The sequence below is a fragment of the Roseateles sp. DB2 genome (assembly GCF_051857535.1).
GTDB lineage: Bacteria > Pseudomonadota > Gammaproteobacteria > Burkholderiales > Burkholderiaceae_C > Roseateles_B.
Genome location: NZ_JBPZGY010000003.1, coordinates 218474 through 234891, shown reverse-complemented (window position 1 = coordinate 234891; position 16418 = coordinate 218474). Strand labels below are relative to the sequence as shown.

Sequence of the window (16418 nt, the reverse complement as noted above, 5' to 3'; positions counted from 1 at the left end):
TGCAGTGGGGATGTTGAGGGGGTCTGAGCGCGTGTGCTTCAGCCCTGGTAGGGATGGCGCAGCAGGATGGTGTGCTCGCGGTCGGGGCCGGTGGACACCATGTCAATCGGTGCGCCGATAACCTCCTGCACACGCTCCAGGTAGCGGCGCGCATTCAGCGGCAGCGCATCCCACTGGGTCACGCCAAAGGTGCTCTCGGTCCAGCCGGGGAACGTCTCATAGATGGGCTTGCAGGCCACGATCTCGTCGGCATCCAGGGGCAGGATGTCGATCTGCTTGCCATTGAGCTCATAGCCCACGCACATCTGGATCTCCTTCAGGCCATCCAGCACGTCCAGCTTGGTGAGGCACAGGCCCGTGATGCCGTTGATGATGATGGAGCGCTTCAGCGCAGCAGCATCCAGCCAGCCGCAGCGGCGGGCGCGGCCGGTCACGGTGCCACGTTCCTGACCCACGGTGGACAGGTGGTAGCCCACGGTGCCTTCCTTTTCCCACTCAAGCTCGGTCGGGAACGGGCCCGAGCCCACGCGGGTGGTGTAGGCCTTGGTGATGCCCAGCATGTAGTGCAGCATCTGCGGGCCCACGCCGGCACCGGCAGCGGCATTGCCAGCCACGCAGTTGCTGGAGGTCACATAGGGGTAGGTGCCATGGTCGATGTCCAGCAGCGTGCCCTGCGCGCCCTCGAACAGGATGTTCTGGCCGGCCTGATGGGCCTTGTGCAGCATGTAGCCGACGTCGGCCAGCATGGGCTTGACCTGCTCGGCAAGAAGCATGGCCTTGTCGAAGATGGGCTGAAACTCCAGGGCGCTGGCGTTGAGGTAGCCGGTCAGCGCGTGGTTGTGCAGGTCCAGCAACTCGCGCAGCTTCGTGGCGAAACGCTCGGGATGCTTGAGGTCCTGCAAGCGCAGGGCGCGGCGCGCGACCTTGTCCTCATAGGCCGGGCCTATACCCTTGCCAGTGGTGCCGATCTTGCCGCTGCCGCTGCTCTCACGCAGGGCCTCGCGAGCCTTGTCCACTTCCACGTGGAAGGGCAGGATCATGGGGCAGGATTCGCTGATGAAGAGGCGCGAGCGCACCTCCACGCCGGCCTTCTCCAGGCGCTCGATCTCGGACACCAGATGGGCCGGATCCACCACCACACCGTTGCCGATGTAACAGGCCACGCCGTCGCGCATGATGCCCGATGGGATCAGCTGCAGGGCCGTCTTCACGCCCTTGATCACCAGCGTGTGGCCAGCGTTGTGGCCGCCCTGGAAGCGCACCACGCCCTGGGCGTGGTCGGTCATCCAGTCGACAACCTTGCCCTTGCCTTCGTCACCCCACTGGGTGCCCACAACGACCACATTACGGCCGCGCGCGATCTCACTGTGCATGATGCTCATCCAATGAAAAGTATTCAGATTGGTGGACCGCGTCAACGCGCGCGCACCACCCATTGCCCGCCAACGCTGACCAGTTCGCGGTCGCAGTCGAATTCGTCGTTCTCGTGTTCATGCCCGGGCAGGACGCAGACCACGGTTTCCCCCTGCTCACGCAAGGCGCGCACGGCGGCGCGCAGGGACGCGTCCTCACCCCAGGGCGCGCGAACGGCAGCCCGCAAGGGCGTAACCGGGCACAGCGCGACCAGAGCCTTGAGGTCCAGGCTGAAGCCGACCGCCGGGCGTCGACGGCCAAAAACCGCCCCCACCTCGTCATAGCGACCACCGCGCAGCACGGCATCGCTGCAGCCAGCAGCGTACAGTGCGAAGCGCATGCCGCTGTAGTAGGCATAGCCGCGCAGATCGGCCAGATCGAAGCCCAGGCGCAGCTCCGGCTGGCTCTGGTGCAAATGGCTGGACAGCCAGCGCAGATCGTCCAGGGCGGCTCGGATCAAAGGATGGTCAGGCAGTTGCTCGCGCGCCTGGTCCAGCACTTCCATGCCGCCATAGAGACCGATGAGGATTTGCAGGCCACGCGCCACAGCCTCGGGCATGCCGGCCGTGGCCTGGGCCAGGCTGGCGGCATCCTTGGCAGCCAAGGCAGCGACGATGGCATCCAATGTGTCGGCCGCCGGCTTCACATCGCCCAGCACGCCCCGCACCAGGCGAGCGTCGCCCAGGTCCAGCATGATGTCCTTCAGCCCGGCCTTGTGCAGCGTGGCTATGGCCAACTCCTGCACTTCCAGATCGGCTTCCAGACCGGCATGGCCGTAGATCTCGACGCCGAACTGCAGCGGCTCACGGCTGCCATGCAGGCCCTCAGGGCGTGTGTGCACCACCGGCCCGCAGTAGCACAGGCGGGTCACGCCGGCGCGGTTCAGCAGGTGGGCGTCGATACGGGCGACCTGGGGGGTGGTGTCCGCACGCAAGCCGAGGCTGCGGCCGGACAACTGGTCGACGAGCTTGAAGGTCTTGAGGTCCAGTTCACGACCCGTACCGGTGAGCAGCGACTCCAGATGCTCCAGCATGGGAGGCATCACCAGTTCGCAGCCGTAGGTCCGCGCCAGGTCCAGGAGTTCACGCCGGAGTTCTTCGATACGGCGAGCCTGGGAGGGCAAGACGTCAGCAATGTGCTCGGGCAGCAGCCAAGCAGAGGCCATGGACGTTTCTGGGGGGGTTAAAAACGGCATTGTACCGGGAAGTCCCGGAGCCGCGAACAGCAGCAGCCTACGTGACGCGCAAACGCGGCTCACGTAGGCAAGACGGGGCATGGGGCTCGCCCCGCCGGCCCATCAGCGCAACAGCAACAGACCCAGGAGCCCGCATCCGACGCTGGCCAGACCGACAAAGCGGATCTGACCATCACTGAGCGCCGTCATGCGGAGGAAGAGCGCGCGCCAGCGTTCAGGGCTCAGCAAGGGCATCAAGCCTTCGATGAGCAGCATCAGCGCCAGGGCCGTCCACAAGAGATCCAGACTCATGTCACAGGACCTGAGGGAATGGTGACTGACCCCAGGGCCTACTTGCGAGCCGGGGCAGGCGCACCGCCGGCCGGCGCGCCACGCATGGCCTTGAAGAACTCGGAATTGGGGTCCAGCACCATCACGTCGGACTTGTTCTTCCACACCGCGCGGTAGGCCTCCAGGGAGCGATAGAACTGCGCAAACTGCGGATCCCTGCCGAAGGCTTCGGCGTAGAGGGCGGAAGCCTTGGCATCGCCCTCGCCCTTGATCAGCTGGGCGTCGCGATAGGCTTCGGCCAGAATGACTTCGCGTTGGCGGTCGGCATCGGCGCGGATCTTCTCGGCCTCGGCATTGCCGGTGGCGCGCCATTCATTGGCCACGCGCTTGCGCTCGGACTCCATGCGACGGTAGACGGCATCCGTGATGTTGGCGGCAAAGTCAACGCGCTTGATCCGCACATCCAGGATCTCGATGCCGAACTGCTTGGACTCCTCCGCCAGGCGATGCCGGACATCCTGCATGACCTTGTCGCGCTCGGTGGCCAGCACGGCACGGACGTCACGCTTGGTGACCTCCTCGTTCAGCGCCGCCTGCACGATGGGGCTCAGCCGAGCTTCCACATTGCGCATATTGCTGCCGTTGTTGCGAATGAACTGGCGCGGATCGGTCACGCGCCACTTCACCAGCCAGTCGATGACCAGGCTCTTCTTCTCGGCAGTGAAGATGGGGCGCGGATCCGGGCTGTCCAGGGTCTGCACCCGGCGGTCCAGGAAAACCACGTTCTGCAGAGGCGGCGGAGCCTTGAGCTTGAGACCCGGCTCGCTGACCACTTCCTTGATCTCGCCCAGGGCGTAGACCACGGCGAACTGGCGCTGGTCAACGACGAACATCGTCGAGCTCAGGACCATGAAGGCGACCAGGGCGCCCAGGACGATGCTGGTGATTCGATTCATCTATGCGCTCCCCTCAACGGCCTTCGCGATTGCGCAGGGCATCGCGATTGCGGTCCACCGGCGCCACGGCAGCGGGCGCGGAATCCACGGTCACCGGCACGGGCGAACTGCTCGTGACGTTGGAGCCACCCTGCTGCAACAACTTGTCCAGGGGCAGGTACAGCAGATTGGAACCGCTGCGGCTGTCCACCATGACCTTGGTGACGTCGCTGTAGATCTGCTGCATGGTGTCGATGTAGATGCGGTCGCGGGTGACGGCCGGCGCCTTCTGGTACTCGACCAGCACCGACTTGAAGCGCTGCGCATCACCCTCGGCGCGGGCGATCACGCGAGAGCGATAGCCTTCAGCCTCCTGGCGCAGGCGCGCGGCCTTGCCTTGGGCCTCGGGAATCACGCTGTTGGCGTAGGCCTCGCCTTCGTTCTTGAGCTGTTCCTTGTTCTGGCCGGCCTTGAAGGCGTCGTCAAAGGCGGCCTGCACCTGCTCGGGGGCCTGCACGCTGCCCACATTGACGTTCTTGACCAGGATGCCCGCCTTGAGCCGGTCCAGCTGCACCTGCACCGATTTGCCCAGCTCGGCAGCAATGGCATCGCGCTGCTCGTACAGCACCGAATCCATATTGGACTTGCCCACGATCTCGCGCACGGCCGACTCGGCAGCCTGGCGCACAGCCTCGTCAGGGTCGCGGTTCTCGAAGAGGTAGTCGCGAGCATCCTTCAGCAGGTATTGCACGGTGAAGCGGATGTCCACGATGTTCTCGTCCTGGGTCAGCATGGACGAATCGCGCAGGCCCGTCGCCACCACGACGGTGGGGCGCCCGACTTCAACAGAGCGAAGCTGCGTCACCGCCACCGTCTCATGGGCCTGGAAGGGATAGGGCAGGCGCCACTGGAAGCCGGCTTCCACCGTCTTGCTGTACTTGCCGAAGGAAGTGATGACGGCCTGCTCACCTTCCTGCACGGTGAAGAAACCGCTGCCCAGCCAGGCCAGAACCACCACGCCGCCGATCAGGCCCATGCCCAAGCCGGCACTGCGCATGTCGGGGCCGGAACCGCCACCGCCCTGCGGTTCAGGGCTGCCGCGCCCGCCAAAAAAGCCAGAAAGCTTACGGTTGAAATCGCGCCAGAGCTCATCGAGATCGGGCGGGCCGTCGTTGCGACCGCTGTTGAGCAAAGCGCCGTCGCGGCGGGCGCGCGGTAGCGTCGGGACTCGCAGCAGGGCTCGCAGCAAGGCGGCTGCGGCGGCAGCGGTCTCTCGCAGCGTGGGGGCGCCAGCGGCGCGCTCAGCGTGATTCATGCTCATGCCTGTTCGTTGGAATGGGGCGCCGGGCCATTGTCCACGGCTTTGCCCTCGTTGTTCGAAGCCGGGCCGGACTCCGACCCTGAGCGGGACCAATCTTCTTCATGTGGCGGCTGTGCCAGAGAAATCAAGCGCGGATCAGGCTCGCCCGGTTCGGGGGTCAGTCCTTGCTCGCGCATGCTCGTGACGATCTGGGCCCGCAGCAGGTCCAGGCCCTCACCGCTGATGGCGCTGACGAAGATGCGCGGCACACGCTGGCCATTGGGCCGCTCCATCCAGTCCAGGGGCTGGCGGGGGCGCTGGTTGTCCTCAAGCTTGTCCAGCTTGTTGTAGACCAGCAGCTGCGGGATGCCCGCGGCGTCGATCTCCTCAAGCACGCGCTCCACCTCGACCATCTGCTCGTCCAGGACCGGCGAGGCGGCATCCACCACATGCAGCAGCAAGTCGGCGTCGGCCGCTTCCTGCAGCGTGGCCTGGAAGGCCTCCACCAGCTTGTGAGGCAGGTCGCGGATGAAGCCGACGGTGTCAGACAAGGACACACTGGCAGCCGCCTCCTCCAGGTAGAGTGAGCGGGTGGTGGTGTCCAGCGTGGCGAAGAGCTGGTCAGCCGCGTAGGTGCGGGCCTTCACCAGCGCATTGAAGAGCGTGGACTTGCCTGCATTGGTATAGCCGACCAGGGAGACGCGGAACACGCCATTGCGCGCACGGGCGCGGCGCTGGGTGCTGCGCTGGCGCTGCACCTTCTTGAGCCGTTCCTTGATGCTCTTGATGCGCTCGTCGATCATGCGGCGATCCAGCTCGATCTGGGCTTCGCCGGGGCCGCCGCGCATGCCGATACCGCCGCTCTGGCGCTCCAGGTGGCTCCAGCGCCGCACCAGGCGCGAGGCCAGGTACTGCAGCCGAGCCAACTCGACCTGCAGCTTGCCCTCATGGCTCTTGGCTCGGGCCGCGAAGATTTCCAGGATCAGGGCTGTGCGATCTGCAACCGGCACACCCAGGACACGCTCCAGATTGCGTTGTTGCGCAGGCGAAATGGCCTGGTCGAAAAGCACGGTGTGGGCACCATGGGCCTGCACCAGCAGCTTGATCTCGTCCGCCTTGCCTGAGCCCACGAACAGTGCGGCATCCGGAGCCTGACGCTTGGCAGTGACGCGGGCCACAGGCGTATCGCCCGCGGACTCGGCAAGGAGTGCGAGTTCGTCCAGGGAAGGATCGAAGGGGGCGCCGCGTCCGAAATCGACACCCACAAGAATGGCGCGCGCCGCCTCGGAGGGCGGCGTCGCGGCGGAATGGCTTGAAGAACTCAAGGTCTGTGGAGGCCGTCACGAGCGGTGTCGTGACGGCGAGTCCTCTCAGGCAGCGCCTTCGGCGCCGTCGTTGGCATGGAAGTTCACGGCGCGGCCGGGAACCACCGTGGAAATGGCGTGCTTGTAGACCATCTGAGTGACCGTATTGCGCAGCAGCACGACGTACTGGTCAAAGGACTCGATATGGCCCTGCAGCTTGATGCCGTTGACCAGGTAGATGGACACCGGCACATGCTCCTTGCGCAGGAGGTTCAGGAAGGGGTCTTGCAGGAGTTGTCCTTTGTTGCTCACGATATGCTCCGTGTTGTGAGAGGGGGAGAAGAGAGGACTGCACCTTAACACAGCCGCGGGTTTCCCCGCGCCCGGGATTCAGTCGTCCTTGTCCAGGAATGGATTCTTGGATGAGCGCATCTCGATGCGCAGCGGCGTGCCTGTGAGCTTGTAGTGGGCCCGGATGCGGCCTTCCAGGTAGCGCTTGTAGGCATCCGAGACGCTGTCCAGCGCATTGCCGTGGATCACCACGATGGGCGGATTCATGCCGCCCTGGTGCGCATAGCGCAGCTTGGGCCGCGAGACCCCCGAGCGCTGCGGCTGCTGGTGCTGCACGGCTTCCTGGATCAGGCGGGTCAGCACCGGGGTGGTCATCTTCTTGTAGGCCGAGGAGTAGGCATCGGCCAGCGCATTCCACAGGGGACCCAGGCCCTGGCGCTTCAACGCGGAGATCTTCAGCGTGGGCGCGAACTTCAGGAAGGACAGCCGCGATTCGATGGAGCGCTCCAGCATCTCGCGCTGGTAGCTGTCCACAGCATCCCACTTGTTGATCGCGACGACCACGGCGCGGCCGCTGTCCAGGATGTAGCCCGCAATGTGGGCGTCCTGGTCGGTGACGCCTTGGGTGGCGTCGATCAGCAGCAGAACCACGTTGGCGTCGGCGATGGCCTGCAAGGTCTTGACCACCGAGAACTTCTCGATGGCCTCGAAGACCTTGCCCTTGCGGCGCAGGCCGGCGGTGTCGATCAGCTTGAACTTCTGGCCCTGGCGCTCGAAGTCCACCGAGATGGCATCGCGCGTGGTGCCCGGCATGTCGAAAGCCACCAGGCGTTCTTCACCCAGCCAGGTGTTGATCAGCGTGCTCTTGCCCACATTCGGACGGCCCGCGACGGCCAGGCGGATGGCCTGCTCTTCTTCGGCGCCCTCTTCTTCGTCGTCACCGTAGTCGAAACCCTCCAGCACGGCTTCCAGCATGCTGCGAATGCCCTGGCCGTGAGCGGCGGAGATGGGATGGGGCTCACCCATGCCCAGCTCATGGAACTCGCCCAGCAAGGGCGACTCGCTCATGCCCTCGGCCTTGTTGACGGCCAGGAACACGCGCTTGTTGCAGGTGCGCAGGTAGCGGGCGATGTCCTGGTCCTGGGCGGACAGGCCCAGGCGGATGTCGACCACGAAGACCACGGCATCCGCCTCGGCCACGGCCTGGCGGGTCTGCTTGGCCATTTCCTTGACGATGCCGGTGGAGCTGTCGGGCTCGAAGCCACCGGTGTCGATGACGATGAAGTCGCGGTCACCGAGACGGCCGTCGCCATAGTGGCGGTCGCGGGTCAGGCCGGCGAAATCGGCCACGATGGCATCACGGCTCTTGGTCAGCCGGTTGAACAGCGTGGACTTGCCCACATTGGGGCGGCCCACCAGGGCGATCACGGGTTTCATCATGTTCTTGTTCTTCTTTCAAAAAACGGGAGGCGCCACAGGCGCACGGCCTCACTGGGGCCGCAGCGCGAAGAGGCCTCCGTTGCGGGTCACGACCAGGATGGTGTTGCCGGCCGCCACCGGCGCGGCCGCAATGGCCGAGCCGTCGGTGGGCAGTCGCAGCTGGGTCTTGCCGGTCTCGCGGTTGAGGAAATGCACCTGGCCTTCGAAGTCGCCCACCACCACGCTCTGGCCCAGGACCAGAGGCGTGGACAGCTTGCGATTCAGGAACCGCTCGGCATTCCATAGCACGTCACCGTTGCTGGTGCGCCAGGCCGTCAGCCGGTCCGAGGCATCACCGCCCACGACGGTCTGAGCATCCCCACCCACGCCCATCACACCACCGACATTGCGGGTCCAGACGGTGGAGCCGCGCTCGGCATTGATGCAGCTGACGGCGGACTGGAAGCCACGGGCGCACAGCAGTTCGCCCGTGCGCACCAGGGGACCGACCACATCGGCCAGGCGCTCGACCTCGTTCGTGCCACGCGGATTGGCCACGCTGGCCTCCCAGCGCACAGAGCCGCGCAGCGGGTCTATGCCAGCCAGGCGCGAGCCCTGGCCCACGACCAGGGTGTCCTTGTAGCTGCCGATGGCGCCCGGCTGCAGCAGGGTCAGGGGATCACCGGGACGGCGGAGCTCGAAGAGCTTGCGACCATCGAGGGCGTCATAGGCCAGCACAGCCCGATCCACCGTCAGCACGAAGATGCGCTCGCCGGCCACCAGCGGGGCCGTCAGGATGGGCACGGACAGGGGCTTGCGCCACAGGGTCCTGCCCTCGTCCAGCGACACCAGGTCATTGTCACGGGTGACGACGGCAGCATAGCGGCCGTCGCTGCCCACGCCAGCCGAGAGCTTTTCCTTGAGGGCGGCGCGCCAGATGACGGCACCATCGGCGGCATTCAGGCGCTGCACGACGCCATCGCTGTCAGCCACGACGAAGCTGTCGGCCAGGGCCACGGTGTTCAGCGGGAAGCGGACGCCGTCCATGCGCTGCTGCCACACCACCTTGCCGGCGATGCTGGGCGTCAGAGCCTCCAACGCGGCAGGCTTGGCGTCCTTGGAATTGGAGAACAGCGCGCACGCCGACAGCAGCGCCGGCAGGGCCGCCAGCAGCAGGCCGCGGCGAAGCATTTGCAGGGACTTCATGCTGCTCACTTGCCAGACTCCTTGCCTGCATCCTTGGCCGGCTCTTCAGGCACGGCAGCGCCCAGGCTGGCGAGTTTGGCTTCGACCAGTCGGCGGTAGTCCAGGGTCTTGTCCATGCCTTGGTAAGCCTTCAGGTACTCGGCCTTGGCCACCTCGGGCTTGGACTGCAGCACGGCGAGATCACCACGGCGGTCGGCCACCAGGGCGGCGAAGTCTGCGGACTTCACGCCATCCAGGCTCTTGCCAGCTTCATCGAGTTGCTTGGCATCGATCTGCAGGGCAGCCAGGCGCAGCCGTGCCAGGTCTTGATAGAGGGCATCGCCAGCATTCTGTGAAGCCCAGGCGAGGGTGGCGCGGGCGCCATCATTGTTCTGCTTGTCGTGCTGCAGTCTGGCCTGCAGCAGCGCTCCCTGCGCCGCCGCGACAGTGGAGGGGAAGCGCTCTTTCAGGATGGCAAAGGCGGCATTGGCCTTGTCCACATCACCGGCTTCCACCTGGTTGGACAGCTGTTCGTAAAGTGCCGAGGCCTTGGCACCCTGGTCGCGCTGCCACCAGTTCCAGCCCGTCCACGAGGCATAGGCCAGCAGCACGGCGGTCACGCCCCAGCTGATGAGGTTGCCCCACTGCTTCCAGAAGGCCTTGAGCGCTTCCAGTTGTTCCTGTTCTTCCAGATCGAGATGCGACGCCATTGCTTGTGTTCGGTAGGGAATGGGGTGAGTGAGCCGCGATTATGCGTTGCGGAGTTCCTGGGCCCAGGAAGCCACCTCAGCCAGCTTGCGGCTGGACTGGGCCTGACCTTCCTCGCGCAGAGGCTTGAGCCCCACTTCGCCACGGGCCAATTCGTCTTCGCCGAAGATCAGCGCGAGGCGGGCGCCGCTGGCATCAGCCTTCTTGAACTGGGACTTCATGCTGCCCTGCCCCGGGTGCAGCACCACCGAGATGCCGGCAGCGCGCAGTGCCTCGAGGGCCTGCATGACCTGACCCAGGCCCTGGGCCGAAGGCACGATGGCGTAGGCATCAGGCACGGGCAAGTCCATGTCGGTGCCCAGGGTGTCCAGCAGCAGGAGCAAGCGCTCCAGCCCCAGGCCGAAACCCACGGCCGGCGTGGACTTGCCACCCAGCTGCTCGATCAGACCGTCATAGCGGCCGCCGGCACAGAGGGTGCCCTGTGCGCCCAGCTTGTCGGTGACCCACTCGAAGACAGTGAGGTTGTAGTAGTCCAGGCCCCGCACCAGACGCGGGTTGATGCGGTACTCCAAGCCCACGGCATCCAGCAGCGCCCTCACGCCGTTGAAGTGGGCCAGCGAGGCCTCCCCCAGGAAGTCCAGCAGCTTGGGCGCGGCTTCGGCCATGGCCTGCATGGCGGGGTTCTTGGTGTCCAGCACGCGCAGCGGGTTGCTGTACATGCGGCGCTTGGCTTCCTCGTCCAGCACGTCCTGGTGCTGTTCCAGGTAAGCGATCAGGGCTTCGCGGTGGGCCTTGCGCTCGTCGGACTGACCCAGGCAGTTGATCTCCAGCACCACGTCACGGCCCTCGACCAGGCCGAGCTCGCGCCACAGGGTGCGGGCCAGCAGGATGACCTCGGCATCGACGTCTGGGCCAGCAAAACCCAAGGCCTCAATGCCCATCTGGTGGAACTGGCGGTAGCGCCCTTTTTGCGGACGCTCGTGGCGGAACATCTGGCCGAAGTAGTAGAGGCGCTTGCCGCCCTCGCGCAGGAAGCTGTGCTCGATCATGGCCCGCACCACGCCGGCCGTGCCCTCGGGGCGCAGGGCCAGGTGGTCACCGTTCATCTTGTCCTCGAAGGCGTACATCTCCTTCTCGACGATATCGGTCACCTCGCCGATGCCGCGCACGAACAGGGCCGTGGGCTCGACAACGGGCGTGCGCACGTTTTGGTAGCCGTAGCGCTGCAGCACGCTGCGCATCTTCGCTTCCAGCCATTCCCAGCGCGCCGAGTCCGGCGGCAGGATGTCGTTCATGCCCTTCACGGCCTGGAGGGGCTGCTTCTTCTGATCACTCATGGACTCTCTCGCGGCAGGCTCAGGCGTTCTGAGCGCCGAAACGTTTTTCGATGTAGTTCTCGACCAGGGTCTGGAACTCGGTGGCGATTCCCTCCCCGCGCAGGGTCAGGGCCTTCTCGCCATCGATGAACACGGGGGCCGCGGGCGCCTCACCGGTACCCGGCAGGCTGATGCCGATGTCGGCATGCTTGCTCTCACCAGGGCCGTTGACGATGCAGCCCATGACGGCCACCTTCATGTTCTCCACGCCCGGGTACTTGGCACGCCAGATGGGCATCTGGGCGCGCAGGTAGTCGTCGATCTGCTTGGCCAGCTCCTGGAAGGTGGTGCTGGTGGTACGGCCGCAACCCGGGCAGGCCGTGACGCTGGGATTGAAGGCACGCAGGCCCAGGGACTGCAGAATCTCCAGGGCCACCACCACCTCCTGGGTGCGCGACTCGCCAGGCTGGGGCGTCAGCGAGACACGGATGGTGTCGCCAATGCCTTCCTGCAGCAGGATGGACAGGGCCGTCGCCGAGGCGACCGTGCCCTTGGTGCCCATGCCAGCCTCGGTCAGGCCCAGGTGCAGGGCGTAGTCGCAGCGCTGGCTCAGGGCGCGATAGACCGAGATCAGGTCCTGCACGCCGCTGACCTTGCAGCTGATGATGATGTTGTCCGGGTTCATGCCCAGCTCTCGGGCATAGCTGGCCGAGCTCAGGGCCGATTGAATCAATGCCTGGTACATGACCTGTTGGCCATCCCAGGGCTGCGCGCGACGGGCGTTGTCGTCCATCATCTGGGCCAGCAACTCCTGGTCCAGGCTGCCCCAGTTGACGCCGATGCGCACGACCTTGTCGTACTTCATCGCGGCCTCGATCATCTGGGCAAACTGGCGGTCCTTCTTGTCACCCTTGCCCACATTGCCCGGGTTGATGCGGTACTTGGACAGGGCCTGGGCCATGGCCGGGAACTCGGTCAGCAGGCGGTGGCCGTTGTAATGGAAGTCACCGACCAGGGGCACGTCGATGCCCATGCGGTCGAGCTGCTCGCGGATATGAGGCACAGCCTCGGCGGCCTCCGGCGTGTTGACCGTGATGCGCACCAGCTCCGACCCGGCCACGGCCAGTTCCTTGACCTGGATCGCGGTCTCGATGACGTCCACGGTGTCCGTGTTGGTCATGGACTGCACACGCACCGGGGCGTCGCCGCCGATGGTCACGACGCGGTCGCCCCAGCTCACGCGGGCCTGGCGGCTGCGGCGCGCGGCCGGACTGGCCGCAGCGATGGCGTCAAGGCCCTCAGGCATTTCAGGCGGGGTCGTCGGGGTCACACTCATCACTTCTTTCAGCTAGTTCGGCTCACCGGGCACGAGGCGGAGCCGCTCAGGGCAATTCCAGGCGTGCCACGTTGTCACGGGAACGGGTCTGCAGGTCCACCGTCTCACCGCGCAGGCTCAGGCTGGTGCCGGATACATTGCCTACGCGCAACTTGACTGGTGTCTGCACCTGCAGGTCGGCCACCTCGCCGGCACGCATCAGGCGGGAATACTGGACCTGTCCACGTGCATCGACCACCTCCACCCAGCTGTCAGCGCTGGCACGCAGCACCAGAGGCGCAAGGCCGGTGGTGGTGGGGGCGGAGCCTGGGCCAGCGGGGCTTGCAAGGGGAGTTGCCACGGACGTTGCGGTCGTCAAGGGCACCTGCCGCGAAGGCTCGGTCACGACAGGCGATGGAGCAGGTGCGGACTGTGTCACGCCAGGGGCGGCGTCGACAGACGTGGCCGGTGAAGGCAGCGCTGCTGAGGCCGCAGCAGTCCCCGGCGCCGCAGACACCCCAAGGGCGGGCGCAAGCGCAGGAGACACCACGGCAGACGCGGGCTCGGCCACCGGCGTCGGATGCGGCTCGAAGGCCGGCTCGCTCGCTGCCGGAGCGCCGGCCATGCGCCAGCGCGAGACCAGATCCGTGGGCACCAGGTACACCGCCAGCGCCGCCAGCAGCAGGCCCAAGGGCGCCAGCACCACCGGCTTGCGCAGCACGGCCAGGCTCACGCCCTCCCCGCCCAGCGCCTGAGCCTTGAAGGGCTGGTTCAGGCCCTTGCTCACCCGCTCCAGCCCCGGCTCTGTCGAGGCCGGCAACAGTTTCAGGACATCAGCAGGGTCGACCTTCAGCACGCGACAGACGGCCTTGGCCAGCGCGCGGGCAAAGGTGGCATCGGGCAGTTCGTGCAGCCGATCTGCCTCCAGCGCCTCCAGGCGGGCCTGCGGCACCTTGAGGGTGGCAGACAGCAGGCCGATGTGCATGCCGGCCGCCTCGCGCAGCGCCTTGAGCTTGGCGCCTGCGGTCGTCGGCTCAGCACGCCGAAGTCCCAGGCCCGTGGCCTCCTGCTCAGGGAACACCTGACCCTCACTCATCGAAGCGCCCATCCCGCAGACGTTGGGTCTCCACGGCGTCGGAGAAACGACGGCGCAGCTGCTGGCTGAGGTCATCCACCACCACACCATTGTTGAGCTTGCGCTCAATGCGCAGCTCCAGCCACAGGCTCTGCGCATTGACCAGATCGGCCTGCGCATTGATGCGGCGTGCGTAGAAGCGGGCACGCTCGTATTGCTGCTGGTGGTAAAGCACTTCAGCCAGATTCAGGGCCACGGCGGGATTGGCCGGATCCATCTCGAAAGCCTTGGAGAGGCTGCGCTCTGCGGCCGGCCATTCGCCGTTGCGAGCCTCGCAGACGCCACGAGCCAGCAGCGTCCGGCCGCTGCCGCGATAGTTGGGCAAGGCCAGCGCCTGCTCGAAAAGTGCGCGGGACGGTGTCCACCGGCCTTGCTGACAGAGGAACCAGGCGTAGTTGTGAATGGCATCGCCGTCCGTCGGCGCTGCGTTCAGGGCGCGCTTGAAGCCCTCCTCGGCCATTGCTGTCTCGCCCATGGCCGCATAGACCAGGTTGCGCAGGTTGACGGCTTCACGCAGCTCGGGCTTCAAGGCCAGGGCCTGCTTGATCTCATCCAGCGCGGTGTCGTACTGACCGCGAGCAAAGTAGCCGGTGGCCAGCTCGACGCGCACGGATGCCCGGCGGTCAAAGTCGGTGCGGTCGCTTTCCGTCTTGGGCTCGGCCGAGCTGCCCGAGCCCGTGCTGGCGCAGCCTGGCAGGAGCATCGCCACCGAGAGGGCCAGAAGGCCCCTCAGCATCAGGGGGCGCAGAAAACGGTGAGGACTCTGAAACACGATCGCTGGCGTCATCATGGAGGGAGCGTAGCTCGGGATCAGGAAGTAGGCTGCCCCGGCACGGTGCTCGCGCCATCGGCAGGACGGTCGACCGCATTCTTCACCACAACCACTGGCCGCACCATGCGTAGATGCGCGCGGGTGCGATCTTGCACCTCACCGGCCAGTTGGCCGCAGGCGGCGTCAATGTCGTCGCCGCGGGTCTTGCGCACGGTGGTGACGATGCCTGCCCGGATCAGCACCTCTGCAAAGGCCTGAACCCGCTCCTTGGGGCTGCGCTTTAGGCCGGAGGCAGGGAAGGGGTTGAAGGGAATCAGGTTGAGCTTGCAGGGCACCTTGCCCTTGAGCAGGCGCACCAGTTCCTCGGCCTGCTCGGGCGTGTCATTCACCTGGTCGAGCATGCAGTACTCGAAGGTGATGAAGTCGCGCGGTGCAGCGTCCAGATAGCGATTGCAGGCCGCCAGCAACTCGGCGATCGGGTACTTCCGGTTCAGCGGCACCAGTTGGTCGCGTAAAGAATCATTGGGGGCATGCAGGGACACGGCCATGGCAACAGGGCAATCCTCGCGCAGGCGGTCCATCATGGGCACCACGCCTGAGGTCGAGACCGTGACCCGGCGGCGCGAGAGGCCGTAACCGTGGTCGTCCAGCATGACCTTGAGCGCCGGCACCAGGGCCGCATAGTTCTGCAACGGCTCGCCCATGCCCATCATCACCACATTGCTGATGACGCGCTCCGGCGTATTCAAACGCACGCGCAGATGGTGCTCGGCAAACCACAGCTGGGCCAGGATCTCCCAGGTCTCGAGATTGCGGCTGAACCCCTGGTGGCCGGTGGAGCAGAAGCGGCAGCCCACGGCACAGCCGGCCTGACTGGACACGCACAGCGTGCCACGATCGTCCTCGGGAATGAACACCGCCTCGACGGCATTGCCCTGCCCCACATCGAACAGCCACTTGATCGTGCCGTCGGAAGAGGCCTGCTCGGAAATCACCGGCAGCGCCTGGATGTAGGCGCGGGTGGCCAGCTTGTCCCGCAGGGACTTGGCCAGGTCAGACATCTGCGCAAAGTCAGACGCCCCTTTTTGATGGATCCAGCGGAAGAGCTGGGTCGCGCGGAAGCGCTTCTCCCCCAGCTGCTCGCAGTACGCGGCCAAGCCTTCGAGATCGAACCCGAGCAGGTTCGTGAGTCCGGGTGGATTGACCGCGTCGTTCATGGTCTTGCCTCTCAAGGAAACGCCGAGCCGCCCCAGCCTACTGGCCCTCAAGGGGCCCGGCTCTCGGCGGCAGGTCTGGGGCGTTCTTCAATCAAATGCCGACCGCCCCAGGCACTGCACAAGGCAGCACGGCCGCGATGACGGCCTCCTGAGGCGGCTTTGTTGCGACTCGCCCCTTGAGGCCAGCTGCAAGAGGCTTTGCGCGACTTAGCGGCTGTAGACGTTCATGCCGGGGAAGAAGAAGGCAATTTCCACAGCGGCGGTTTCGGGAGCGTCAGAGCCGTGAACGGCGTTGGCGTCGATGCTGTCGGCGAAGTCGGCGCGGATGGTGCCCTTCTCTGCCTTCTTCGGGTCAGTAGCGCCCATCAGGTCGCGGTTCTTCAGGATGGCGCCTTCGCCTTCCAGCACCTGGATCATCACCGGGCCGGAGATCATGAAGTTCACCAGATCGTTGAAGAAGGGACGGGCCTTGTGCACAGCGTAGAAGGCTTCGGCTTCACCGCGCGACAGATGAGCCATCTTGGCGGCGATGACCTTGAGGCCGGCGCCTTCAAAGCGCGAGTAGATCTGGCCGATGACGTTCTTGGCCACGGCATCGGGCTTGATGATGGAAAGGGTGCGTTCGATGGCCATTTTTTTCTCC

Annotated in this window: 16 protein-coding genes; all 16 read right to left on the bottom strand. The window is 65.8% G+C overall.

Annotated features, from left to right (window positions below):
* Nucleotides 1-38: 38 nt before the first annotated feature.
* The 16 genes from ACS5PK_RS06100 to ndk all read right to left on the bottom strand — a co-directional run bounded on the left by ACS5PK_RS06100 (nt 39) and on the right by ndk (nt 16408).
* Nucleotides 39-1382, bottom strand: a complete 1344-nt coding sequence (locus tag ACS5PK_RS06100) for an adenylosuccinate synthase (RefSeq protein ID WP_439439354.1) — start codon at nt 1380-1382, stop codon at nt 39-41.
* 32 nt (nt 1383-1414) lie between these two features.
* Nucleotides 1415-2578 carry an ATP phosphoribosyltransferase regulatory subunit gene (locus ACS5PK_RS06095; RefSeq protein WP_439439353.1) on the bottom strand — a complete coding sequence of 388 codons (1164 nt, stop codon included), beginning with the start codon at nt 2576-2578 and terminating at the stop codon, nt 1415-1417.
* Nucleotides 2579-2710: 132 nt separating this feature from the next.
* Nucleotides 2711-2899, bottom strand: coding sequence for a DUF2065 domain-containing protein (locus ACS5PK_RS06090; RefSeq protein ID WP_439439352.1), 189 nt, complete (start codon nt 2897-2899; stop codon nt 2711-2713).
* 38 nt (nt 2900-2937) lie between these two features.
* Nucleotides 2938-3834: a protease modulator HflC gene (gene hflC / locus ACS5PK_RS06085; protein ID WP_439439351.1), complete on the bottom strand. Its 897-nt coding sequence runs from the start codon at nt 3832-3834 to the stop codon at nt 2938-2940.
* 13 nt (nt 3835-3847) lie between these two features.
* Nucleotides 3848-5134 carry an FtsH protease activity modulator HflK gene (gene hflK / locus ACS5PK_RS06080; protein WP_439439350.1) on the bottom strand — a complete coding sequence of 429 codons (1287 nt, stop codon included), beginning with the start codon at nt 5132-5134 and terminating at the stop codon, nt 3848-3850.
* Nucleotides 5131-6438 carry a GTPase HflX gene (hflX, locus tag ACS5PK_RS06075; RefSeq protein WP_439439349.1) on the bottom strand — a complete coding sequence of 436 codons (1308 nt, stop codon included), beginning with the start codon at nt 6436-6438 and terminating at the stop codon, nt 5131-5133. Before hflX ends, hflK begins: the two co-directional genes overlap by 4 nt.
* Before the next feature lie 45 nt (nt 6439-6483).
* On the bottom strand, nt 6484-6729 hold the full coding sequence (gene hfq, locus ACS5PK_RS06070) for an RNA chaperone Hfq (protein ID WP_285982313.1): 246 nt from the start codon (nt 6727-6729) through the stop codon (nt 6484-6486).
* A gap of 78 nt (nt 6730-6807) precedes the next feature.
* Nucleotides 6808-8145 (bottom strand): ribosome biogenesis GTPase Der, encoded by a 1338-nt coding sequence (gene der / locus ACS5PK_RS06065; RefSeq protein WP_439439593.1) that lies wholly within the window; start codon nt 8143-8145, stop codon nt 6808-6810.
* A gap of 51 nt (nt 8146-8196) precedes the next feature.
* Complete coding sequence (bamB, locus tag ACS5PK_RS06060) at nt 8197-9333, bottom strand: outer membrane protein assembly factor BamB (protein ID WP_439439348.1); 1137 nt, start codon at nt 9331-9333, stop codon at nt 8197-8199.
* A gap of 5 nt (nt 9334-9338) precedes the next feature.
* Entirely contained in the window at nt 9339-10022 is a 684-nt protein-coding gene (locus ACS5PK_RS06055) for a YfgM family protein (protein ID WP_439439347.1), read from the bottom strand.
* Between the two features lie 39 nt (nt 10023-10061).
* Complete coding sequence (hisS, locus tag ACS5PK_RS06050; RefSeq protein WP_439439346.1) at nt 10062-11357, bottom strand: histidine--tRNA ligase; 1296 nt, start codon at nt 11355-11357, stop codon at nt 10062-10064.
* 19 nt (nt 11358-11376) lie between these two features.
* A complete protein-coding gene (gene ispG / locus ACS5PK_RS06045) occupies nt 11377-12642 on the bottom strand; it encodes a flavodoxin-dependent (E)-4-hydroxy-3-methylbut-2-enyl-diphosphate synthase (RefSeq protein ID WP_439439592.1) in 1266 nt (421 codons plus the stop codon).
* A 76-nt stretch (nt 12643-12718) separates the two neighbouring features.
* Complete coding sequence (locus ACS5PK_RS06040; protein ID WP_439439345.1) at nt 12719-13747, bottom strand: RodZ domain-containing protein; 1029 nt, start codon at nt 13745-13747, stop codon at nt 12719-12721.
* Nucleotides 13740-14522: a type IV pilus biogenesis/stability protein PilW gene (pilW, locus tag ACS5PK_RS06035; protein ID WP_439439344.1), complete on the bottom strand. Its 783-nt coding sequence runs from the start codon at nt 14520-14522 to the stop codon at nt 13740-13742. The genes ACS5PK_RS06040 and pilW overlap by 8 nt, the downstream gene beginning before the upstream one ends.
* A gap of 74 nt (nt 14523-14596) precedes the next feature.
* Nucleotides 14597-15775 (bottom strand): 23S rRNA (adenine(2503)-C(2))-methyltransferase RlmN, encoded by a 1179-nt coding sequence (rlmN, locus tag ACS5PK_RS06030; protein WP_439439343.1) that lies wholly within the window; start codon nt 15773-15775, stop codon nt 14597-14599.
* A gap of 207 nt (nt 15776-15982) precedes the next feature.
* The gene (gene ndk / locus ACS5PK_RS06025) at nt 15983-16408 is read right to left on the bottom strand and encodes a nucleoside-diphosphate kinase (protein WP_439439342.1); all 426 of its coding nucleotides are present in this window, start codon (nt 16406-16408) and stop codon (nt 15983-15985) included.
* Between the last annotated feature and the right edge of the window lie 10 nt (nt 16409-16418).

Bases quoted from the DNA above. Each gene is read 5' to 3' on its own strand.
- ACS5PK_RS06100 (WP_439439354.1), bottom strand. From the start codon at position 1,382: ATGAGCATCATGCACAGTGAGATCGCGCGCGGCCGTAATGTGGTCGTT.
- ACS5PK_RS06095 (WP_439439353.1), bottom strand. From the start codon at position 2,578: ATGGCCTCTGCTTGGCTGCTGCCCGAGCACATTGCTGACGTCTTGCCC.
- ACS5PK_RS06090 (WP_439439352.1), bottom strand. From the start codon at position 2,899: ATGAGTCTGGATCTCTTGTGGACGGCCCTGGCGCTGATGCTGCTCATC.
- hflC (WP_439439351.1), bottom strand. From the start codon at position 3,834: ATGAATCGAATCACCAGCATCGTCCTGGGCGCCCTGGTCGCCTTCATG.
- hflK (WP_439439350.1), bottom strand. From the start codon at position 5,134: ATGAGCATGAATCACGCTGAGCGCGCCGCTGGCGCCCCCACGCTGCGA.
- der (WP_439439593.1), bottom strand. From the start codon at position 8,145: ATGAAACCCGTGATCGCCCTGGTGGGCCGCCCCAATGTGGGCAAGTCC.
- bamB (WP_439439348.1), bottom strand. From the start codon at position 9,333: ATGAAGTCCCTGCAAATGCTTCGCCGCGGCCTGCTGCTGGCGGCCCTG.
- ACS5PK_RS06055 (WP_439439347.1), bottom strand. From the start codon at position 10,022: ATGGCGTCGCATCTCGATCTGGAAGAACAGGAACAACTGGAAGCGCTC.
- hisS (WP_439439346.1), bottom strand. From the start codon at position 11,357: ATGAGTGATCAGAAGAAGCAGCCCCTCCAGGCCGTGAAGGGCATGAAC.
- ispG (WP_439439592.1), bottom strand. From the start codon at position 12,642: ATGCCTGAGGGCCTTGACGCCATCGCTGCGGCCAGTCCGGCCGCGCGC.
- ACS5PK_RS06040 (WP_439439345.1), bottom strand. From the start codon at position 13,747: ATGAGTGAGGGTCAGGTGTTCCCTGAGCAGGAGGCCACGGGCCTGGGA.
- pilW (WP_439439344.1), bottom strand. From the start codon at position 14,522: ATGCTGAGGGGCCTTCTGGCCCTCTCGGTGGCGATGCTCCTGCCAGGC.
- rlmN (WP_439439343.1), bottom strand. From the start codon at position 15,775: ATGAACGACGCGGTCAATCCACCCGGACTCACGAACCTGCTCGGGTTC.
- ndk (WP_439439342.1), bottom strand. From the start codon at position 16,408: ATGGCCATCGAACGCACCCTTTCCATCATCAAGCCCGATGCCGTGGCC.